The organism is Ruegeria sp. CK1 (assembly GCF_056536545.1).
The window spans coordinates 45,787-66,009 of sequence record NZ_JBQFPX010000004.1; the positions used below are offsets into that span (position 1 = coordinate 45,787).

The 20,223-nt window shown below is 56.1% G+C and carries 20 protein-coding genes; 10 read left to right on the forward strand and 10 right to left on the reverse strand.

Annotated elements, in window-relative coordinates; translation table 11 throughout:
• Window positions 1-3 precede the first annotated feature (3 nt).
• The 3 genes from hemW to rph are packed head-to-tail and all read right to left on the reverse strand — an operon-like array spanning window position 4 to window position 2,472.
• Window positions 4-1,158, reverse strand: a complete 1,155-nt coding sequence (gene hemW / locus ACR0L3_RS11290; RefSeq protein WP_480745822.1) for a radical SAM family heme chaperone HemW — start codon at window positions 1,156-1,158, stop codon at window positions 4-6.
• Complete coding sequence (gene rdgB / locus ACR0L3_RS11295) at window positions 1,148-1,762, reverse strand: RdgB/HAM1 family non-canonical purine NTP pyrophosphatase (RefSeq protein WP_480745824.1); 615 nt, start codon at window positions 1,760-1,762, stop codon at window positions 1,148-1,150. The genes hemW and rdgB overlap by 11 nt, the downstream gene beginning before the upstream one ends.
• Entirely contained in the window at window positions 1,759-2,472 is a 714-nt protein-coding gene (gene rph, locus ACR0L3_RS11300; RefSeq protein ID WP_480745825.1) for a ribonuclease PH, read from the reverse strand. Before rph ends, rdgB begins: the two co-directional genes overlap by 4 nt.
• 112 nt (window positions 2,473-2,584) lie before the next feature.
• Here rph and hrcA point away from each other — a divergent pair, with 112 nt between their 5' ends.
• Both hrcA and ACR0L3_RS11310 read left to right on the forward strand, forming a co-directional pair.
• Window positions 2,585-3,649 (forward strand): heat-inducible transcriptional repressor HrcA, encoded by a 1,065-nt coding sequence (hrcA, locus tag ACR0L3_RS11305; protein WP_480745826.1) that lies wholly within the window; start codon window positions 2,585-2,587, stop codon window positions 3,647-3,649.
• Window positions 3,650-3,659: 10 nt separating this feature from the next.
• Window positions 3,660-4,223 (forward strand): nucleotide exchange factor GrpE, encoded by a 564-nt coding sequence (locus tag ACR0L3_RS11310; RefSeq protein ID WP_480745827.1) that lies wholly within the window; start codon window positions 3,660-3,662, stop codon window positions 4,221-4,223.
• 32 nt (window positions 4,224-4,255) lie between these two features.
• Here ACR0L3_RS11310 and mutS read toward each other — a convergent pair whose 3' ends face one another.
• Window positions 4,256-6,871, reverse strand: coding sequence for a DNA mismatch repair protein MutS (gene mutS / locus ACR0L3_RS11315; RefSeq protein ID WP_480746102.1), 2,616 nt, complete (start codon window positions 6,869-6,871; stop codon window positions 4,256-4,258).
• 160 nt (window positions 6,872-7,031) lie between these two features.
• On the opposite strand from mutS, the gene ACR0L3_RS11320 reads away from it, so the two are divergent.
• Together ACR0L3_RS11320 and ACR0L3_RS11325 are read left to right on the forward strand one after the other, a co-directional pair.
• The gene (locus ACR0L3_RS11320) at window positions 7,032-9,287 is read left to right on the forward strand and encodes an NADP-dependent malic enzyme (RefSeq protein ID WP_480745828.1); all 2,256 of its coding nucleotides are present in this window, start codon (window positions 7,032-7,034) and stop codon (window positions 9,285-9,287) included.
• Between the two features lie 3 nt (window positions 9,288-9,290).
• Complete coding sequence (locus ACR0L3_RS11325; protein ID WP_480745829.1) at window positions 9,291-10,160, forward strand: ribokinase; 870 nt, start codon at window positions 9,291-9,293, stop codon at window positions 10,158-10,160.
• On the opposite strand, the gene msrA is transcribed toward ACR0L3_RS11325, so the two are convergent.
• From msrA to ACR0L3_RS11345, 4 genes are all read right to left on the reverse strand, one after another.
• Window positions 10,157-10,828 carry a peptide-methionine (S)-S-oxide reductase MsrA gene (gene msrA, locus ACR0L3_RS11330; protein WP_480745830.1) on the reverse strand — a complete coding sequence of 224 codons (672 nt, stop codon included), beginning with the start codon at window positions 10,826-10,828 and terminating at the stop codon, window positions 10,157-10,159. The two genes, ACR0L3_RS11325 and msrA, sit on opposite strands and share 4 nt — an antisense overlap.
• 96 nt (window positions 10,829-10,924) lie before the next feature.
• Entirely contained in the window at window positions 10,925-11,206 is a 282-nt protein-coding gene (locus tag ACR0L3_RS11335; protein ID WP_480745831.1) for an SCP2 sterol-binding domain-containing protein, read from the reverse strand.
• Window positions 11,207-11,285: 79 nt separating this feature from the next.
• Window positions 11,286-11,726, reverse strand: coding sequence for a DUF1810 domain-containing protein (locus ACR0L3_RS11340; protein ID WP_480745832.1), 441 nt, complete (start codon window positions 11,724-11,726; stop codon window positions 11,286-11,288).
• Window positions 11,723-12,949, reverse strand: a complete 1,227-nt coding sequence (locus ACR0L3_RS11345) for an argininosuccinate synthase (protein ID WP_480745833.1) — start codon at window positions 12,947-12,949, stop codon at window positions 11,723-11,725. Before ACR0L3_RS11345 ends, ACR0L3_RS11340 begins: the two co-directional genes overlap by 4 nt.
• A 177-nt stretch (window positions 12,950-13,126) precedes the next feature.
• Here ACR0L3_RS11345 and ACR0L3_RS11350 point away from each other — a divergent pair, with 177 nt between their 5' ends.
• Both ACR0L3_RS11350 and ilvA read left to right on the forward strand, forming a co-directional pair.
• Complete coding sequence (locus ACR0L3_RS11350; protein WP_480745834.1) at window positions 13,127-13,858, forward strand: hypothetical protein; 732 nt, start codon at window positions 13,127-13,129, stop codon at window positions 13,856-13,858.
• A gap of 58 nt (window positions 13,859-13,916) precedes the next feature.
• Window positions 13,917-15,143: a threonine ammonia-lyase IlvA gene (ilvA, locus tag ACR0L3_RS11355; protein ID WP_480745835.1), complete on the forward strand. Its 1,227-nt coding sequence runs from the start codon at window positions 13,917-13,919 to the stop codon at window positions 15,141-15,143.
• On the opposite strand, the gene ACR0L3_RS11360 is transcribed toward ilvA, so the two are convergent.
• Entirely contained in the window at window positions 15,140-15,469 is a 330-nt protein-coding gene (locus ACR0L3_RS11360) for an Hpt domain-containing protein (RefSeq protein WP_480745837.1), read from the reverse strand. The genes ilvA and ACR0L3_RS11360 overlap by 4 nt on opposite strands.
• Before the next feature lie 149 nt (window positions 15,470-15,618).
• Between ACR0L3_RS11360 and ACR0L3_RS11365 the strand changes: the two genes are divergently transcribed.
• Window positions 15,619-16,890, forward strand: coding sequence for a PP2C family protein-serine/threonine phosphatase (locus ACR0L3_RS11365; RefSeq protein ID WP_480745838.1), 1,272 nt, complete (start codon window positions 15,619-15,621; stop codon window positions 16,888-16,890).
• On the opposite strand, the gene ACR0L3_RS11370 is transcribed toward ACR0L3_RS11365, so the two are convergent.
• The gene (locus ACR0L3_RS11370) at window positions 16,887-17,333 is read right to left on the reverse strand and encodes an NUDIX hydrolase (protein ID WP_480745839.1); all 447 of its coding nucleotides are present in this window, start codon (window positions 17,331-17,333) and stop codon (window positions 16,887-16,889) included. The genes ACR0L3_RS11365 and ACR0L3_RS11370 overlap by 4 nt on opposite strands.
• Window positions 17,334-17,409: 76 nt before the next feature.
• On the opposite strand from ACR0L3_RS11370, the gene hslO reads away from it, so the two are divergent.
• From hslO to ACR0L3_RS11385, 3 genes are read left to right on the forward strand one after another with little or no spacing between them, the layout of a single operon-like run.
• Window positions 17,410-18,387, forward strand: coding sequence for an Hsp33 family molecular chaperone HslO (gene hslO / locus ACR0L3_RS11375; RefSeq protein WP_480745840.1), 978 nt, complete (start codon window positions 17,410-17,412; stop codon window positions 18,385-18,387).
• A complete protein-coding gene (locus ACR0L3_RS11380) occupies window positions 18,371-18,976 on the forward strand; it encodes a CoA pyrophosphatase (protein WP_480745841.1) in 606 nt (201 codons plus the stop codon). Before hslO ends, ACR0L3_RS11380 begins: the two co-directional genes overlap by 17 nt.
• Window positions 18,973-20,127, forward strand: a complete 1,155-nt coding sequence (locus ACR0L3_RS11385; protein WP_480745842.1) for a CCA tRNA nucleotidyltransferase — start codon at window positions 18,973-18,975, stop codon at window positions 20,125-20,127. The genes ACR0L3_RS11380 and ACR0L3_RS11385 overlap by 4 nt, the downstream gene beginning before the upstream one ends.
• Window positions 20,128-20,223: the final 96 nt, after the last annotated feature.

Sequence of the window (20,223 nt, forward strand, 5' to 3'; positions counted from 1 at the left end):
CATCTATTCCAATAATTCCCGGATCACCGCATTCAGAACAGCACGTCCAGCCTTTGTAGCAGCCAGACGGCCGTCCGCTTGTTCAACCACGCCCAATTCTACCAAGTCTGCGAGTTTGTCGTGTGGAAGCGGATGATCAGACAAATTATTGAAGCGATCAATATATAGGCCTTCAACAACCCTCAACCCCATCATAAGGTATTCCTTGGCCTGATCTTGCGTAGAAAGAACCGTACGCTCTTTTTCCCCACTACCGTTGCTAGCCGCGGTCAACCACGCATTCGGTGACAGGTAGGTTTCGGTTGCCAGTTTTTGACCGTCGAGTGTGATTCGTCCGTGCGCTCCGGGCCCAATCCCGACGTAATCGCCATAGCGCCAGTAGATCAGGTTGTGTTGTGATTCCGAACCAGGACGGGCGTGGTTTGAAATCTCATATGCTGGCAGACCATGCGCTTCGCAAATCTCTTGCGTGGCCAAATACATGTCGGCTGCGCTGTCATCTTCAGGCAGGCCGCGCAGCTTGCCGATGGCATACCGGTCGCCAAAGGCGGTGCCTTCTTCGATGGTCAACTGGTAAAGCGACAAATGATCAACGGCCATAGACAGCGCCTCGGTCAATTCTGCGCGCCAAGCATCTAAGGTCTGATGTTGCCTAGCGTAGATCAGGTCGAAACTGACCCGATCAAAGCAACCTCGAGCGATTTCGAATGCCGCGCGGGCTTCTGCAACGGTATGAATGCGGCCCAGTCGACGCAGGTCTTCGTCGTTCAACGCCTGAACACCCATCGAGATGCGATTTACGCCGGCGTCGCGATAAGCCGCGAACCGGCCGGCCTCGACCGATCCTGGGTTGGCCTCAAGTGTGATTTCCATATCGTTGGCAGGCCGCCAGAGCGCGCGAGCCGCGTCGATCACTGCAGAGACCGTGTCGGGGTCCATAAGTGAGGGCGTACCGCCACCGAAGAAGATTGTGTTAAGGACGCGGTCGGGGGTTTCGGCGGCTGAGCGGTGTAATTCGCTCAGATACGAATTAAGCCATTGTTTTTGATCAATTTTCTTTGATACATGACTGTTAAAGTCGCAATAGGGGCATTTGGCCTCGCAAAAAGGCCAATGAACGTAAAGGCCGAAGCCCCCGTTGCGCCAATCATCCGCCAAAACAGCCTTTCACGAACATCTCAACCGCGCGACCACGATGGCTGATTTTGTTCTTTTCCCAGCGATCCATCTCAGCAAAGGTAATGTCATGGCCTTCAGGGACAAACATCGGGTCATAGCCGAAACCGCCTTCGCCTCGGATGGGCCAAACCAGATGGCCCGGAGCAACGCCTTCGAACACTTCATCATGACCGTCAGGCCAGGCGAGAACCAACGTACTACGGAACTGAGCGGTTCGCGGGTGTGCCGCGTTCTTCGCCTCCAGCTCATTGTGCGCACGTGTCATGGCCATTAGGAAATCGCGGCCTTCTCCGGTTTCGGCCCAATCGGCCGTGTAAACGCCGGGCGCACCGTCAAGCGCATCGATGGTAATCCCGGAATCGTCCGACAGGGCGGGCAGGCCGGTGGCCTTGGCAGCGGCATGCGCCTTGATCCGAGCGTTTCCGACGAAAGTATCTTCAGTCTCCTCCGGTTCGGGAAGGTTCATTTCGCCCGCGCCCACAACAGTGACACCAAAGGGTTCGAGGAGATGTGCCATCTCCTCAAGTTTGCCCTTGTTGTGCGTGGCTACCAGTAACTTGTCGCCGTCGAACTTGCGGGTCATGCAGTTGCGGCCTTTTGGGCGGCAACCAGCTCGGCAACACCTTTTTCAGCCAAATCCATCAGTTGATCCATCTGGGTGCGGCTAAACACGGAGCCTTCGGCACTCATTTGTACTTCGATCAGCTTGCCGGAGCCGGTCATGATAAAGTTGCCGTCAACGCCCGCTTCACTGTCTTCTGGATAGTCCAGATCCAGCACGGGCTGGCCTGCATAAATCCCACAGGAAACGGCCGCAACAGGGTCTAACAAAGGGTCCGAGATGACATCGCCTGCTTTCATCAGCTTATTCACCGCTAGGCGCAGCGCTATCCATCCACCGGTGATCGATGCACAGCGGGTACCGCCATCGGCCTGGATCACATCGCAGTCCACGGTGATCTGACGTTCACCCAGGGCGACCCGGTCCACGCCAGCGCGCAACGCACGGCCGATCAGGCGCTGGATTTCAACGGTACGACCGCCTTGCTTGCCACTGGCGGCTTCGCGACGCATCCGCGTGTTGGTTGCGCGGGGCAGCATACCATACTCGGCGGTGACCCAGCCCAGCCCGGAACCTTTGATGAAGGGCGGCACACGATCTTCGATCGTGGCTGTGCACAGCACATGGGTGTCGCCAACTTTGATCAGGCAGGAACCTTCGGCATGTTTGGTAAAGCCGGTTTCAATTGAAACGGCGCGCATTTCATTTAGATCACGTCCTGAGGGTCGCATGGAAAATCCTTTGTTTGCTGGGTTGGGGATAACGCCCTCGTGCCTTACGATGCAACCCCGATTGACCTTTCGTTTGCCTGCGATTTAATGACGATCCAGCAAGGGACCGCCGATGAGCGAAGCGAGCAAAATTCTAGACGAGATGAATGACCGGTCACGTGAGGTGTTCCGGTTGATTGTCGAGAGTTATCTGGACAGCGGTGAGCCGGTCGGCAGCCGTACCTTGACCCGCACCTTGTCTGAAAAAGTAAGCGCCGCAACCGTGCGAAACGTAATGCAGGATTTGGAGTTTTTGGGTCTGCTAGATAGTCCGCATGTCTCAGCTGGCCGAATTCCAACGCAACAAGGGCTGCGGATGTTTGTGGACGGGTTGCTGGAAGTTGGCGATCTGGGTGCGGATGATCGAAAGAAATTGGACCAGACATTAGGCTCTAACGCTGGCGATGTTGGTGGTATGCTGGATCGCGTCGGGGCGGCTTTGTCACACGTGACACATGGGGCGTCGCTGGTACTGACCCCTAAACACGAGACCGAGATCAAGCATATCGAATTTGTTTCTCTGGCTCATGACCGGGCATTGGTGGTTTTGGTTTTTGCAGATGGCCATGTTGAAAACCGCCTGTTTACACCGCCCCCGGGACAGACACCCAGTTCAATGCGCGAAGCTGCGAATTTCCTGAACGCTCTGATCGAGGGGCGGACTCTCAGTGAAGTACGGCGGCAAATGCAGACGCAGATCGACGCTCATAAGCAAGAGATTGATGTTCTCGCGCGCGCGATGGTGGAAAGTGGCATCGCGGCTTGGGACGGCGATGACGGCGACTCGGCCCGTCTGATTGTTCGAGGGCGGGCGAATCTGCTGGGTGAGTCGGGCGAAGCTGAGGAGTTGGATCGAATCCGGACCCTGTTTGACGATCTGGAACGAAAGCGAGACATTGCCGAATTCTTGGAATTGACTGAAGAGGGCGAGGGTGTTCGCATTTTTATCGGGTCTGAGAACAAACTTTTCTCACTTTCGGGTTCCTCTTTGGTGGTGTCTCCATATATGAACGCTGATCGAAAGGTAATCGGTGCGGTTGGGGTCATCGGACCCACGCGTCTAAATTATGGACGGATCGTGCCGATCGTGGATTATACGGCGCAACTGGTCGGTAAGCTGATATCCGACCGGAGCTAGAGGGTAAGAGATGGCAGAACCCAAAGACGAAGATTTTCTGGACGATATCGCAACCGCCGAGGCGGAAGAACTGGCCGAGGAATTTGCCGAGATTGCCGGGGAAGCATTAGAGCTGGATGAGTTGCGCGCTGAGCGCGACGATTACAAAGACAAGTTCATGCGCGCATTGGCCGATGCCGAGAATGCGCGCAAGCGTGGTGACAAAGCACGCCGAGATGCCGAACAGTACGGCGGATCGAAGCTGGCCCGTGACATGCTGCCGGTCTATGACAACATGAAGCGTGCGCTTGAGGCTGCAACAGACGAACAAAAAGAAGTGGCGGCCGGCTTGATTGAAGGCGTGGAACTGACCATGCGCGCGTTGAAGGACGTGTTCCAGAAGCACGGGATCGAGGTGATCACACCCGAAGTTGGTGATCGCTTTGACCCGAATGTGCATGAAGCAATGTTCGAAGCCCCGGTTCCTGGTACCCGCGCAGGCGACATCATTCAGGTTTCGGCCGAAGGATTCATGCTGCACGATCGCCTGCTGCGCCCGGCGCAGGTTGGCGTTTCTTCGACACCTGCAAGCTAAGCGGCTTCAAGCTCTGAGAATTTTTGAGGCGGTCAGGTTCTGGCCGCCTCTTTCAGTTGATAGATCAGATCCAGCGCCTCCCGTGGGGTCAGCTCGTCGGGCAACACGTCGTTCAGCATATCTGTGACCGGTGACGCCTTTGGCGCGGGTGGAGGAGGTGGTGGCGCGGCTGAGAACAGGGGCAGATCATCGATCAGTGCCTTTTGTTTACCGCCTTCGCGCTCGGTCTTCTCCAGTTGGTCCAATACGATACGAGCCCGTTCGACCACAGAAGCCGGTAGGCCAGCCAATTGTGCGACCTGCACGCCATAAGACCGGTCGGCGGCACCTTTATGGACTTCATGTAGGAAAATGACTTCTCCTTCCCACTCTTTGACCGCGACCGTGGCATTTTCGACGCCTTCCAGTTTCCCGGCCAGAGCAGTCAGTTCGTGATAGTGGGTGGCAAATAAGGCACGGCACTGGTTGCTAGCGTGAAGGTGTTCCAGCGTGGCCCAGGCGATGGACAGTCCGTCATAGGTGGCCGTTCCGCGACCGATTTCGTCAAGGATCACCAACGCGCGGTCATCGGCCTGATTGAGAATGGCGGCGGTTTCGACCATCTCGACCATAAAAGTCGAGCGACCGCGGGCCAAATCGTCCGACGCACCGACGCGGCTGAACAGCTGGCTGACCACGCCGATATGTGCCTTTTCGGCTGGAACATAGCTGCCCATCTGCGCCAGCAGTGCGATCAGAGCGTTTTGGCGCAGGAAGGTAGACTTACCGGCCATGTTCGGGCCGGTCAGCAACCAAATAGCGGCACCTAGTTCGGCGCTGAGGTCACAGTCATTGGCAATGAAGGCATCGCCGTTTTGCTGTCGAAGGGCGTGCTCCACTACCGGATGGCGACCGCCTTGCACGTTGAAATCGCGCGATGCATCGACCTGCGGACGACACCAGTTTTCCCCTTGCGCCAAATCGGCCAGCGCGGTGGTCAAATCCAGCTCAGCCAATCCTCGGGCGGCTTGATTGAGGCGTGCGGCAAGGGCCAGAATCCCATCAGAAAGCCTTTGATAGAGCCGCTTTTCGATTTCAAGAGCCAGATTTCCTGCGTTTAGAATACGAGTCTCGATCTCTGACAGTTCTACGGTCGTAAACCGCACCTGGTTAGCGGTGGTTTGGCGGTGAATATAGGTTTCGCTGAAGGGCGGGTTCAGCATCTTCTCGGCATGAGTGGCAGTGGTTTCGATAAAATAGCCCAGAACGTTGTTATGCTTGATCTTCAACGAAGTGATGCCGGTGTGTTCCGCATATTTTTGCTGAAACCCGGCGATGACCGAACGACCTTCGTCGCGAAGGGTGCGCGCCTCGTCCAGCTCGGGTTCGAAACCAGGGGCGATGAAGCCACCGTCGCGCGCCATAAGGGGTGGTTCGGCAACAAGCGCCTCGTCCAACAGGTTCAGCAGATCGTCAAAGCCAATAAGGTTTTGCAGGGCGGTGGCCAGTAGGACCGGTAGATCCTGACTTTCGCAAACTTCAGCAATTGCTGCGGCTTGAACCAGCCCATTGCGGATGGCGGCCAGATCGCGGGGGCCGCCGCGATCCAGTGATAGCCGGGACAACGCCCGATCCAAATCGGGTGTTTTTCGCAAAGCTTCGCGCAAGTCTGAGGCGGTTAGGCTGTCCTCGGCGGCGAATGACACTGCGTCCAGCCTAGCGTGGATCACATCCAGATTGCGTGAGGGGCTGGATAGCCGCTGTTCCAATAGCCTTGCGCCACCGGGTGTCACAGTTCGATCGACCACGGAAAGCAGCGATCCGGCGCGACCGCCGGACAGGGATCGGGTCAGTTCCAGATTGCGGCGCGTGGCGGCGTCGATCTGAACGACGCGGTCTTCGGATTCCTTCAACGGCGTTTGTAGAAGGGGCAGTTTGCCTTTTTGTGTGATCTCCAGATAGTCGATCAGCGCACCCATGGCTGAGATTTCTGCGCGGTTAAAACTTCCGAACGCGTCCAGAGCACCCACGTGAAACAGCCCGCAGATACGTTTTTCCGCCGCCGTGCTGTCGAAACTGGCGCGTCCGATAGGCGTTAGCGAGATCCCAAGATCGTGGACGGGTTCCTGCAAGGGTTGGTGGGATCCGTCGGCTACGATCAGTTCGGAAGGAGCCAATCGCGCCAATTCCGGGCTAAGGCGAACAGAGGTCAACGGCATCACGTGAAACGCGCCGGTCGAGATATCGGCCCAGGCTAACGCAACCTCATCTCTGACCTCAGCGTAGGCAGCCAGAAAGTTGTGGCGGCGGGCTTCGAGCAAGGCATCCTCGGTCAGCGTGCCGGGCGTCACAAGACGCACAACATCACGCTTTACCACCGATTTAGAGCCTCTTTTCTTCGCCTCAGCAGGACTTTCCATTTGTTCACAGACGGCCACGCGAAACCCTTTACGGATCAAGGTCAGCAGATAGCCCTCGGCAGAGTGGACCGGCACGCCGCACATCGGAATATCTGTTCCGTTGTGTTTGCCGCGCTTGGTCAGGGCGATATCCAGCGCCTCGGCGGCGTTGACGGCGTCCTCGAAAAACATCTCGTAAAAGTCACCCATGCGATAGAACAACAGGGCATCGGCGTGGGCCTCTTTGATTTCGAGATATTGCGCCATCATTGGCGTGACTGTGGACAAGGCGGTCCCTTTCTGGCGTGTTCCGGGCGCGACCTTACAAATCCCCCCGGTGTGACGAAAGGCGAAAACGCAATCTCGTTGAGAACGGGCGGGGGCTGAGGTAAGAGGCAAAAGCACCGAACAAAAAGAAACGACGCCCACCATGCCTAAAACCAAGATCACTGACGAAGAGGCTCTGGCCTTTCACCTGGACCCCACTCCCGGCAAGTGGGAGGTACAAGCAACAGTTCCAATGACGACCCAGCGCGATCTGTCGCTGGCTTATAGTCCCGGTGTCGCTGTTCCTTGTGAAGCAATCGCCGAAGCGCCCGAGACCGCCTATGACTATACCAACAAGGGTAATCTGGTCGCCGTGATCTCGAACGGGACGGCGGTTTTAGGGCTTGGCAATCTGGGCGCTTTGGGCTCGAAACCGGTGATGGAGGGGAAATCAGTCCTTTTCAAACGGTTTGCCGACGTGAACTCGATCGATATCGAGCTGGACACCGAAGACCCGGATGAATTCTGTCGCGCGGTAAAACTGATGGGGCCGACCTTTGGTGGCATCAATTTGGAAGACATCAAGGCGCCCGAGTGTTTCATCATCGAACAGCGCCTGAAGGAAGAGATGGACATCCCCGTCTTCCATGATGATCAGCACGGCACAGCGGTGATCTGCGCAGCGGGTCTGATCAACGCACTGCATATTTCAGGCAAGAAGATCGAAGACGTGAAGATCGTTCTGAACGGTGCGGGTGCTGCGGGGATTGCCTGTATCGAGCTGCTCAAGTCGATGGGCGCACGGCATGAAAATTGCATTGTTTGTGACACCAAAGGCGTGATCTACCAAGGTCGAACCGAAGGTATGAACCAATGGAAATCGGCCCACGCGGTCACCACGGATTTACGCTCGCTTGAGGATGCAATGAAGGGCGCAGACGTATTCCTGGGTGTTTCGGTCAAAGGGGCGGTTACGCAGGATATGGTTGCCAGCATGGCCGACAACCCAGTGATTTTCGCCATGGCGAACCCCGATCCTGAGATCACGCCGGAAGAGGCGCATGAAGTCCGTGTAGATGCCATCGTTGCCACCGGCCGCAGCGACTATCCCAATCAGGTCAACAACGTCTTGGGCTTCCCCTATCTGTTCCGGGGTGCGCTGGATATTCACGCCCGCGCTATCAATGATGAAATGAAGATCGCTTGTGCGCATGCATTGGCAAATCTGGCGCGTGAGGATGTGCCGGATGAGGTCGCCATGGCCTATGGTAAGTCGCTGACTTTTGGTCGCGACTACATCATTCCAACGCCGTTTGATCCACGCCTGATCCACCGCATCCCGCCAGCAGTCGCCAAGGCTGGAATGGATACCGGCGCTGCCAGACGTCCGATCATCGATATGGAGGCTTATGAGCTGAGCCTCAAATCGCGCATGGACCCGACAGCAAGCATCCTGCGCGGCCTGAACGCTCGTGCGCGTCAGGCGCAAAGCCGGATGATCTTTGCCGAGGGCGACGACCCCCGCGTACTGCGTGCCGCTGTGACCTATCAGCGATCGGGTTTCGGTAAAGCGCTGGTCGTCGGTCGTCAGGAAGATGTGAAGGTCAAGCTGGAAGAGGCCGGTCTGGGCGATGCCGTGCGAGAGCTTGAGGTTGTAAATGCCGCCAACACCACACACCTCGAGGCATATAAAGATTTTCTGTATCAGCGGTTGCAGCGCCGGGGGTTTGATCGAAAGGACATTCATCGTCTCGCGGCGCGTGACCGGCATGTGTTCTCGTCGCTGATGCTGGCCCATGGCCATGCAGACGGTCTGGTAACGGGGGCTACGCGTAAATCGGCGCATGTGCTGGATCGGATCAGTCACGTTTTCGACGCTGACGCTGCTCATGGGGCTGTGGGTGTGACGGCGCTGTTGCACAAAGGTCGGATTGTTCTGATTGGCGATACGTTGGTGCACGAATGGCCGGATGAAAATGATCTAGCCAATATCGCTGAACGCTCAGCCGCAGTTGCGCGTCATATGGGGTTGGAACCGCGCGCGGCTTTTGTCAGCTTCTCAACCTTCGGCTATCCGGTTTCTGAACGTGCCGAGAAGATGCACCGTGCTCCTGCTGTTCTTGACCAACGCGGTGTGGATTTCGAGTACGAGGGCGAGATGACCGTAGACGTGGCCCTGAACGTGGATCAACAAGCGGCCTATCCGTTTCAACGTCTTACTGGTCCGGCGAATATCTTGATTGTTCCAGCCCGCCATTCTGCCTCGATTTCCACCAAGCTGATGCAGGAAATGGGCGGTGCCACGGTTATTGGCCCCATCCTGACGGGCGTCGACAAACCGATCCAGATCTGTTCGACCGTTTCGACGGCGAATGACATCCTGAACATGGCTATCCTGGCCTCCTGCGATATTGGGTAAGCGATGACCATTTGGAACCTCGGCTCGATCAACGCGGACATGATTTACGACGTTCCGCACCTGCCCAGATCCGGAGAGACCCTTTCCGCGAACGGGCTAGGCCGTTTTCTTGGCGGCAAGGGTGCGAATATGTCGGTGGCTGCCGCACGTGCTGGCGCTCGTGTGGCGCATATCGGGGCTGTTGGGCAGGATGGGCGCTGGGCGCAGGATCGTCTGACCGAATATGGCGTCGATACACGCTATGTTTCCGAGGCACAGGTTCCCACCGGCCATGCCATAATTGCGGTTGATGCGCAGGGTGAAAACAACATCATCCTGTTTCAGGGCGCGAACCATGCCGTGTCTAAGGATCAGTTAGGACAGGCCCTATCGTCAGCTTCCCGGGGCGACCTTCTGGTAATGCAGAATGAAACCAACTTGCAGATCGAGGCTGCAAAGATGGGGCGCGAGCTGGGTGTAACGGTCTGTTATGCCGCCGCCCCGTTTCAGGCCGAGGCAGTGCAGGCCGTGCTGCCCTATTTGGAATTTCTGATCCTGAATGAGGTTGAAGCAGAACAATTGCGCGAAACCACTGGACAGTCGGTGACGGGTATCGACGTCGAGCACGTTATTGTCACTTTGGGGTCCAAAGGCGCGCGGTACTACCACGGCGGCGCAGCGTCAGATTTTCCGGCCCACAAAGTACAGGCCGTGGATACGACTGGCGCAGGCGATACTTTTACGGGTTACGTCCTTGCCGGGATGGATCGAGGGATGCCAATGGCGCAGGCCATTCAGCAAGCAAATCGCGCCGCAGCCCTGATGGTCATGCGGCACGGAACAGCGGATGTAATCCCGGATTTAAAAGAAGTGCGCGAAGCGCAGCTCGATTAAGAACCGGCGAAGGGCGCGTCGCTGCCCCAGAGCTGCTTTACTCGGGCATCACGTCCGCAGGCCTTGCGATAAGCTTTGTATGCATTCGCCTGTTTCTTGGGGCCAAAACGGGTAAGAACCAGCTTGGTGCCTTTGTAGTAATCCTGATGGTATGCTTCAGCCGGATAGAATGCACCTTGCTGCAGGATCGGCGTGACAATCTGTTGACCCAAAGCGTTCTGGGCATTGGTTTTAGCGCGCTCTGCGACGGCCCGATCCCCAGCGTCAGAGACAAAAATAGCCGTCCTATAACTGTTGCCGCGATCACAGAACTGGCCGCCTGCATCCGTTGGGTCGACGGAACGGAAGAACATATTCAGCAAGGTTTCACGAGAAACACGCGTAGGGTCAAAGGTGATCTGCACGGCTTCATAGTGCCCGGTGCCGCCTTTGGTGACCTGACTGTATGTTGGGTTGGCGGCTTTGCCGCCAGTATACCCCGATACGGCCCCGATCACCCCTGGTACAGATTCGAAATCGGATTCGACGCACCAGAAACAGCCCCCGGCCACCGTCAAAGTCTCGGTCCCCGCAGCAGGTGCGGGCGCGGCGCGCAACAGGGCGGCGAGGGCAATCAGCATGAAAAGAAGAGTCGGTTTGACGAAATCGAGATAGGTCGTCCGGGTCATGGCAGGTCTCCTTTCAGGATCAGGCTGCCCTGACTTGGGTGTCGGCGCAATCCGCTGACATGATTTGTCACGCGGTGGTGAGACGAGTTTATCGTCTTAGCCGAGCAACTGACCCAGTTTCATTGCCACACCCATATTGCCCGAGATCTTAAGCTTGCCCATTGCCACCCCGGTCATCGGATTTAGTTTTCCCGTCAGCAATCTGGTCAGGTTCTCACGCGAGATACGGATGGTGCAGTCCGTCTCACGATCTTCGGTCGAGGCAGTGTTGTCAGCCAGAACAATCACGCCATCCGCGCCACAATCGAATTTCAGCGAACCGTCAAAGCCCTTGCCATTCAGACCCTTCTGAATTCCATCGGCGATGTCCTGAAGCATCTTTGTCCCCTTCACAATTTACGTATGCGTAAAGAAAATGGGGGTTCTTGTGCAAGGGTGACCCGACTGGACCCTACAGTCACGGTATCTGCAGGATTTGCAGAGTCCGCTCACAGGGTTGCCCGCCATAAAAGGCATCAAGAACAGCCTGAAATTCTTGTGGTGCTCCGGGAACGGATGAAAACAACGTCATCGAGGATCGCAGCTTCTTTGCGTCAATCCCGCCCAGAATATCGCTGGCATCGCGACCTTTGTGCCGCAACATCAACGCTGCAACCTTGGTCAGGCGCTGGCGGAGGTCTGGATGATTCAGATAGGCTGTGGCCTCATCCAAATCTTCGATCCCGTAAAGCTGTGCCATGTGGGACCGGCCAAGTTCGGCCAATTGCGGAAATACAAACCACATCCAGTGGCTGGTTTTCTGCCCTTGTTCCAATTCGCGCAGGACGTCGGACCAAACCGCGTCCTGCGCTTCGATGAACAGATCGAGTTCGTCGTTGATATCGTCGTCGTCGATCACTTGGACAGACGCTTGTCGCGCGCGGCCAGCAATTTCAGCCGCAGTGCGTTCAGCTGGATAAAGCCTGCCGCGTCGGTTTGATCGTAAGCGCCGGCGTCTTCCTCAAAGGTCACATGCGCCTCAGAGTAAAGCGAATGATCCGACCAGCGGCCTACGGTCGAGGCCAGACCCTTATAAAGCTTCACTCGGACGGTGCCGGTGACATGCTCTTGCGATTTGTCGATGGAGGCTTGCAGCATTTCCCGCTCGGGACTGTACCAGAAGCCGTTATAGATCATCTCAGCGTATTGCGGCATCAGCTGGTCTTTCAGGTGCATCGCACCACGGTCCATGGTGATAGACTCGATCCCACGATGTGCTTCCAGCATGATGGTACCGCCGGGCGTTTCATAGATGCCGCGCGATTTCATGCCCACGAACCGGCCTTCGACCAGGTCCAGACGGCCAATACCGTGCTTGCCGCCATATTCGTTTAGCTTGGTCAGGATTGTGGCCGGGCTCATCGCCTCGCCATTGATGCTGACTGGATCGCCTTTTTCGAAACCGATCTCGATGAATTCCGGCTCGTTCGGAGCGTCCTCGGGGTGGACGGTGCGCTGATAGACATAGTCGGGCGCCTCATCTGCGGGGTCTTCCAGTACCTTACCCTCGGACGAGGTGTGCAGCAGGTTGGCATCGACCGAGAAGGGTGCCTCGCCACGTTTGTCCTTGGCAATCGGGATTTGGTTCGCTTCGGCAAACTCCAGCAGCTTGGTACGGCTGGTCAGGTCCCACTCACGCCACGGTGCGATCACTTTGATGTCGGGGTTCAGCGCATAAGCCGCCAGTTCAAAGCGGACCTGATCATTGCCCTTGCCGGTCGCGCCGTGGGCCACGGCATCAGCGCCGGTTTCCTTGGCGATTTCAACCAGACGCTTCGAGATCAGCGGACGCGCGATAGAGGTGCCCAGCAGGTACAGCCCCTCATACTGTGCGTTGGCGCGGAACATCGGGAAGACGAAATCGCGGACGAACTCCTCGCGGATGTCCTCGATATAGATGTTCTCGGGCTTGATTCCCAGCAACTCAGCCTTCTTGCGGGCGGGTTCCAGTTCCTCACCCTGACCCAGGTCGGCGGTGAAGGTTACGACCTCACAACCATACTCGGTCTGCAACCATTTCAGAATGATCGAGGTATCAAGGCCACCGGAATAGGCCAGAACAACTTTCTTGGGCGCGGACATCTGACTTCCCCTTATGCGTAGAACGCTTGGCCCCTAACGGGTTTTGTGAACGGGGGCAAGTTATCCGCGTTGACGGAACACCAGAATTGGGGTGAAACGGTTAGATAGAAAACAAATTTTGGTTGAGAGGGCAGTTTTTGGATGTTGGGTTCGCTAATTTTTGGACATTCAGTTAGGATGGTTACGCGAAATCTGAAAGAAGCACTTCAGATTTCGTTGGTACCTGCTCTGATCGGAGGAGCGGTCGTTATTGCCCTAACTTATGTATTTGGTGTTTCGTTTGAGGACCTCATCAGCGAGACGAATGGGTTACCTGAAGGGGTTTCGCCTGTCTCTTTTCTTGGTTTTATCCTGTGTTTTGCAACCACTATTTTTGCAACCATGCTTTGGATCGTTGTGTCATGGCACCGGTTTGTGTTGCTTGAAGAATATCCAACAGGATTTATTCCTGCGTTCAGATCGGATCGAGTCCTGGCGTATTTTGGACGGCTGTTGTTGCTGATGCTTATAGGGTCAGTTGCAGCGATTCCAGGGGTAGTCGTAGTTGGCTTGATTGCGCAAGCCTCTCCCATCGTGGGGATTTTTGCTTGGCTTGTGTTGATTGTTTTTTTAACGGTCGCGTTCTATCGCGTTTCTCCAATTTTGCCGAGTGCAGCGGTTGGAAATTCACTCAAACTATCAGAGGCTTGGAAAGCCACCTCCGGTGCTAACGGAGCAATTTTAATGGTGGTTGTCCTGTTGATACTTCTTCAAGTCGTATTGCAGTTTTTAGCTATCTTATTGGTTTTCATACCCTTTATAGGCCCTTTGGTTGTTGTTTTTGCATCGATGTTAATCGTGCCATTGATCAACGTAAGTGTATTAACCACGATCTATGGTGTTTTCATTGAAAAGCGGGAACTCCCCTGACCCACGTACACATATGTATTCCTTGCCCTTGTCGCATTGATGCGGCAGTGAAACCAACATGACTGATTTCATGACCCGCGCCCGCGCTGCCGAACAGGCTATGCGCACTGTGTTTCCGCCTACGCCACTGCAGCGGAACGCACATCTGTCTGACCGTTTTGGCGCTGATATTTGGCTCAAGCGAGAAGACCTCAGCCCGGTTCGGTCGTATAAAATCCGTGGCGCGTTCAACGCCATGCGCAAACAGCAGGGGCAGGAGTTATTCGTCTGCGCCAGCGCAGGTAACCACGCGCAAGGCGTGGCTTATATGTGCAAGCATCTAGACGTGCGCGGTGTGATCTTCATGCCGGTGACGACGCCACAGCAGAAAATCCAGAAGACCCGCATCTTTGGTGGCGACAATATCGAGGTTCACCTGACCGGCGACTATTTCGACGACACACTTGCCGCTGCGCAGGCGTGGTGTGCGCAGCAGGGCGGTCACTTCTTGTCTCCGTTCGACGATGAAGATGTGATCGAAGGTCAGGCGTCCTTGGCGGTCGAGATTGAGGCACAGCTTGGCGGTCTACCTGATCACGTGATCCTGCCGGTGGGCGGTGGCGGCATGTCCTCGGGTGTAGCGACGTGGTTTGGGGACCGGACACATTGCCTGTTTGTTGAACCTAAAGGCGGGGCCTGCCTGCACGCTGCCATGGCGGCGGGGCACCCGGTGGCTTTGGATCATGTAGACAACTTTGTCGACGGCGCAGCGGTTGGGAAGATCGGCGCGAAACCTTTTGAACTGCTCAAGGACCGTCATTTGTCGGACGTGCTGGTTTTGCCCGAAGACCGCATCTGCACCACCATGATCGAAATGCTGAATGTCGAAGGCGTCGTGTTGGAACCGGCGGGTGCTTTGGCGATTGAGGCGGTTTCTGACGTCCAAAGTTTTATTCGTGGCAAGACCGTGGTCTGCGTCACGTCGGGCGGCAATTTCGATTTTGAACGCCTGCCTGAGGTCAAGGAACGTGCGCAGCGTTATTCAGGTGTAAAGAAATACTTTATCCTGCGCCTGCCGCAGCGCCCCGGCGCATTGAAGGAATTTTTGGGTATTCTCGGCCCCGAGGACGACATCGCCCGGTTTGAGTATATGAAGAAATCCGCGCGCAACTTCGGTTCGGTGTTGATCGGTATTGAGACACGCAAGCCCGAAAACTTTGCCCGCTTGTTCGCACATCTGGACGAGGCCGGGTTTACATATACTGACATCACCGAAGACGAAACGCTGGCGCAGTTCGTGATCTAGATCAGGTTCGCGTCTTTCTCGATTAAGAAAACCGCTTTGGAATCATCATAAACCTGCAGGATGGCTGGTAGATCGACTTCACCTGCCTTTCCTTCCGCCGCTATGCGTTCACCGTCCTGACAGAGCTTGGAGAACTGGTCGAACCCAAAGCTCAGAGCGCATCCCTTGAGGAAATGCATATTTTGCTCGAACTCGAGGCGGTTTGTGTCCTTATTCAACCGGTCGATGGTTTCCTGCACCTCGTCCAGAAAAATCAATATCACCTCGTCAAACTCGTTGGTTCCTACTTCGTCCCGCAGTTGCCTGACCCTTGACCAGTCGATCATGTTCGGAATCTCCACATTAATCGCGACCCATTCTGAGTAACCGGAAGTCGGTAAAGAGCAGGTTAAGTAATCAGAAAAGGTTGATTTCACGTGATGTTAAGCCAGCGCACGCTAAGGTCACCGCGTTCAGTAAAGAGCAGAGGGTTCAGGTGGCGGAAAGCAGTCGGGCAGAGATTAGAACGAAGCTGGATTTTGGAGCGATCCAAAAGGTACTGGTTGTCGATGACAGCCGCCTGCAACGGCGGATTTTGGTGGCCTCGCTGAAAAAGTGGGGGTTCAATGTGCTAGAGGCCGACAGCGGCGACATGGCTATCGAGCTGTGCTCGGATGGCCCGCCGGATCTGGTACTGAGTGACTGGATCATGCCGGGAATGAGTGGGCTGGAATTCTGCCGTGCCTTTCGTGCGTTAGAAAGTGACCAATACAGCTATTTTATTTTGCTGACTTCAAAAAGCGAAAAGCAGGAAGTTGCCCGAGGACTGGACGCAGGGGCTGATGATTTCCTGATCAAGCCGCTTGAAGCTGATGAGCTTCGCGCGCGCATTTCAGCCGGTGCCCGTATTCTGGATATGCAGCGTGAGTTGTCCGAGAAAAACCGAATGATCGAATCCGCGCTTAAGGACCTGCGCGTGGCGCATGATGCCATCGACAAGGATTTAATTCAGGCCCAAAAAATACAACAATCTCTGGTACCTGAATTGTCGCGTGAGTTCGGAAAATCCAAGGTCAGTATGTTATTGAAACCTTGTGGTCATATCGGTGGTGATCTGGTGGGGATGTTCTCGCCAGGCGTTAATCGCTTGGGGTTCTACAGCATTGATGTGTCGGGTCATGGAATTACTTCGGCGATGATGACAGCGCGTTTAGGTGGGTACCTGTCTAGCAACCACTTTGATCAAAACGTTGCGATGGACAAACGGTTCGACAAATTCTACGCGCTGTTGCCACCCGAACAGGTGGCCGAAGTACTCAATTCGCGTCTGATGGCGGATGCGGGAGTAGAAGAATATTTCACTATGGCTTACGCGATTGTCGACCTGCGCAATGGTCATCTGAAAATGGTGCAGGCCGGGCATCCGCACCCGCTAGTCTTGCGCCGCGACGGCAGCACCGAGTTTCTGGGTGAGGGCGGTTTGCCTATCGGGTTGTTGCCCGATGTCTCGTTCCATCAGATCGAAACGTACCTTAAGCCGGGGGATAAGTTGCTACTGTATTCGGACGGTTTTACCGAATGCGGGATGGCCGACGGCGGGTTGCTAGAAGAAGAGGGTTTACGCCAGATGGTCGTCGAGTGCGCGCCGGACCGTAGTGGGACTGAATTTCTTGACGACTTGTTTTGGCGCCTGACCCAAGCCATGACCCCCGGCAGTGGTATGGACGACGATGTGTCAGCAGTGTTCTTTGAGTTTAATGGAAACTAAAGACAGTTCAGGTGCCGATTGGCAAAGTGACGATCGCCGGCATTGCCCAACATCTGCACCGCGTCCGAGGTTTCCATCCACAAGGCCTCGTGAAAGGCTTCTCGGGGCGGTCCCATTCGGCGAACCGGGCGAGCACTGTAGATCATGCAGATCTTTTCGGCCCAAAGGTCATATTCGGGCATGTAGGTGAACCGCCGAAACGTGCCGATTCGACGGGGCGCGGCGATCAACCATCCAGTTTCCTCGAACACTTCACGGTGCAGAGCGGTGATCGGGGACTCTCCTGGGTCGATGCCACCGCCAGGCAACTGCAATTCCGGGTTCAATCCATCGTCATACCAGGTCACCAGCAGGTCTTTACCCTGTGGCAGTAGGGCATAAACACCCGGTCTGCGTGTATATGTACGTCCCGTTTCCGGGGTTTCACCAAACCGCCTGATCATGTATGGCCCCTTACAACCCAATCTGTACGACCTATATGGTGCCGGTATGCCAACCCGTGGCGTGTAAGGAAACCCCATGTCTCTTGGAACAAAAATCGCGTGGGACGATACCGTCCTACCCTTTCAACTTGATGTATCGGACATGCGAGGCCGCGTGGCCCGGCTGGACGGTGTGCTCGACGGCATCCTGAAACAGCATGACTATCCAGAAAAGGTCGAGGCTCTGGTAGCCGAGATGGCCCTTCTGACCGCGTTGATCGGCCAGACGGTGTCGCTGCGGTGGAAATTGTCTTTGCAAGTTCAGTCCAAAGGTCCGGTGCGCATGATTGCCACCGATTACTACGCCCCGACCGCAGAGGGTGAGCCTGCTCGCATACGCGCTTATGCCAGCTTTGACAGGGATCGTTTGACCGACGGCAGGCCGTTCGATCAGGTGGGTGAGGGCTATTTCGCCATCATGATCGACCAAGGCGAAGGCACGCAACCTTATCAGGGGATCACACCGTTGGCCGGTGAGTCGATCTCTGCCTGCGCCGAGGCGTATTTTGCGCAATCCGAGCAGTTGCCGACCCGGTTCTCACTCAGTTTTGGCAAATCCACTGAGCCAGGTGTTGGAGAGCACTGGCGTGCAGGTGGTATCATGTTGCAGCACATGCCCAAGGCCTCGTCATTTGTCGCAACCAGCGACGGTGAGGGCCAGATTCTGACTGCCGAGGATCTGGTTGACGGTGAAGAAGGCGAAAATTGGGGTCGCGTCAACATTCTGTTGGATACAGTTGATGATCTGGAACTGATCGGTCCGTCTTTGGCACCGACCGATCTGCTGGTCCGCTTGTTCCACGAGGAAAGCCCCCGAGTCTTTGACGCTCAGTCTGTGCAGTTCGGCTGTACTTGCTCGGAAGATCGGGTGCGGCAAAGCCTGTCGATCTACTCGGCCAAGGACATCGAAAAGATGACCACGCCCGAAGGTAAGGTCACCGCCGATTGCCAGTTCTGCGGCGCCCATTATGTGCTGGAACCGAGTTCGGTCGGTTTTGATGCGGACGACGCCTGATCCAACTGAACAGCTGCGGGCGGCGCTGCGCCGCCCCGGCCACGGGTCGAGCGATTTCGACCTGAATCCGGAAACTGTTCTGCCCCAGGGGCGAAAGCTGCGCCCAGCAGGGGTGTTGGTGGCAATCTCACTGGCGGGTGACACACCTCGATTGATCCTGACGAAACGGTCCTCGGCGCTAAAGCACCATCCGGGCCAGATTGCTTTTCCTGGCGGAAAGCAGGATGAAGGCGACATTGACGTGACCGCGACCGCCCTTCGTGAGGCGCAAGAGGAAATCGGTTTACCGCCCGAAATGCCCGAGGTTCTGGGGCATCTGGCCACCCACGAAACGGTGACCTCTTTTACAGTGACACCAGTCGTTGCAATTCTGCGAGAACCCTTCCAATTGATCCCTGAGCCGGGTGAAGTGGATGAAGTTTTCTCGGTGCCGCTTGCACATGTGCTCAATCCCGCAAATTATTTTGTTGAATCGCGCCGTTGGCGTGGTCAGAAACGGTATTATTTCACGGTGCCTTTCGGCCCCTACTATATTTGGGGGGCGACGGCCCGGATGTTGCGTGGACTGGCAGCGCAGGTGAATGAATGACGCGAATATCTGAGGCTTGGGTTTCCGACCCAGCCACACAAAAAGTCTGTGCGGCTCTGACGGACGCCGGTGCGCAGGCTCTCTTTGTCGGCGGATGTGTACGCAACGCGCTGCTGGGCGTATCGGTTTCGGATATCGACATAGCCACGGATGCCCGCCCCGAGCGAGTCATGGAATTGGCGCAGACAGCGGGGCTTAAGGCAATTCCCACAGGAATTGATCATGGCACGATTACTGTTGTCAGCGACGGTACCCCGCATGAGATTACTACTTTTCGCCGCGACGTTGAAACCGATGGCCGTCGCGCGATCGTAGCCTTCTCGGACAAGGTTGAAGAAGACGCAGCGCGTCGCGATTTTACAATGAACGCGATCTATGCGCAGCCCGACGGAACGGTTCTGGACCCGCTTAATGGGCTACCTGATCTTCAAGCGCGGCAGGTGCGATTCATCGGCACCGCAGAAAACCGTATTCGCGAAGATTACCTGCGCTCGTTGCGGTATTTCCGGTTCCACGCTTGGTATGGCGACCCCGAGGCTGGGTTTGACCCAGATGCTCTGGCGGCGATTTCGGCAAATCTGGAAGGGTTAGAGGGACTTTCCCGCGAAAGGGTTGGGGCAGAACTTCTGAAATTGCTGGCTGCGCCGGATCCCGCACCGTCAATTGCGGCGATGCGCCAGACGGGCGTACTTGCGCATCTGTTGCCGGGTGCCGAGGATCGCGCGCTTGCGCCTCTGGTTGCTTTGGAAGAACAAGCTGGCGCCGAGCCCGATTCGATCCGCCGCCTGGCTGCAATTGCAACGCCTGAAATCGCCAAAACTCTGCGTCTGAGCAAAGCGCAGTTGCAACGCCTGACCCGAATGCGCGACGAGGCCTTGGGCACGGCCAGCGTCCCCGAGCTGGGCTTTCGCTATGGGGAAGAGGGTGGAATGCATGAAACCCTATTGCGCTGCGCTTTCCTTGAACAACCCTGGAGCGAAACCCTGCGCAACGCTCTGCACACAGGTGCCGAGGCTGACTTTCCGATTCAAGCCACTGACCTTATCCCCGAATTCACAGGTCCGGCGCTGGGCAAAAAACTAGCCGAACTTGAGGCACGTTGGATTGCATCCGGTTTCACGCTGAACCGCGACGACCTGCTGGGCGGGTAATTCGAAGTCTCAAAAGGGGATGACAAATCATTTTCTTTATGGTTACTTGCGGCTGTCACATGAACGGAGGGATGCGAATGTATTACGGGATCTGGT

Bases quoted from the DNA above. Each gene is read 5' to 3' on its own strand.
- rdgB (WP_480745824.1), bottom strand. From the start codon at position 1,762: ATGACCCGCAAGTTCGACGGCGACAAGTTACTGGTAGCCACGCACAAC.
- mutS (WP_480746102.1), bottom strand. From the start codon at position 6,871: ATGATGGCGCAATATCTCGAAATCAAAGAGGCCCACGCCGATGCCCTG.
- ACR0L3_RS11370 (WP_480745839.1), bottom strand. From the start codon at position 17,333: ATGATCAGGCGGTTTGGTGAAACCCCGGAAACGGGACGTACATATACA.
- ACR0L3_RS11350 (WP_480745834.1), top strand. From the start codon at position 13,127: ATGGTTACGCGAAATCTGAAAGAAGCACTTCAGATTTCGTTGGTACCT.
- ACR0L3_RS11310 (WP_480745827.1), top strand. From the start codon at position 3,660: ATGGCAGAACCCAAAGACGAAGATTTTCTGGACGATATCGCAACCGCC.
- ACR0L3_RS11380 (WP_480745841.1), top strand. From the start codon at position 18,371: ATGCGGACGACGCCTGATCCAACTGAACAGCTGCGGGCGGCGCTGCGC.
- hrcA (WP_480745826.1), top strand. From the start codon at position 2,585: ATGAGCGAAGCGAGCAAAATTCTAGACGAGATGAATGACCGGTCACGT.
- ACR0L3_RS11385 (WP_480745842.1), top strand. From the start codon at position 18,973: ATGACGCGAATATCTGAGGCTTGGGTTTCCGACCCAGCCACACAAAAA.
- ACR0L3_RS11360 (WP_480745837.1), bottom strand. From the start codon at position 15,469: ATGATCGACTGGTCAAGGGTCAGGCAACTGCGGGACGAAGTAGGAACC.
- ilvA (WP_480745835.1), top strand. From the start codon at position 13,917: ATGACTGATTTCATGACCCGCGCCCGCGCTGCCGAACAGGCTATGCGC.
- ACR0L3_RS11335 (WP_480745831.1), bottom strand. From the start codon at position 11,206: ATGCTTCAGGACATCGCCGATGGAATTCAGAAGGGTCTGAATGGCAAG.
- hslO (WP_480745840.1), top strand. From the start codon at position 17,410: ATGTCTCTTGGAACAAAAATCGCGTGGGACGATACCGTCCTACCCTTT.
- msrA (WP_480745830.1), bottom strand. From the start codon at position 10,828: ATGACCCGGACGACCTATCTCGATTTCGTCAAACCGACTCTTCTTTTC.
- rph (WP_480745825.1), bottom strand. From the start codon at position 2,472: ATGCGACCCTCAGGACGTGATCTAAATGAAATGCGCGCCGTTTCAATT.
- ACR0L3_RS11345 (WP_480745833.1), bottom strand. From the start codon at position 12,949: ATGTCCGCGCCCAAGAAAGTTGTTCTGGCCTATTCCGGTGGCCTTGAT.
- ACR0L3_RS11325 (WP_480745829.1), top strand. From the start codon at position 9,291: ATGACCATTTGGAACCTCGGCTCGATCAACGCGGACATGATTTACGAC.
- ACR0L3_RS11320 (WP_480745828.1), top strand. From the start codon at position 7,032: ATGCCTAAAACCAAGATCACTGACGAAGAGGCTCTGGCCTTTCACCTG.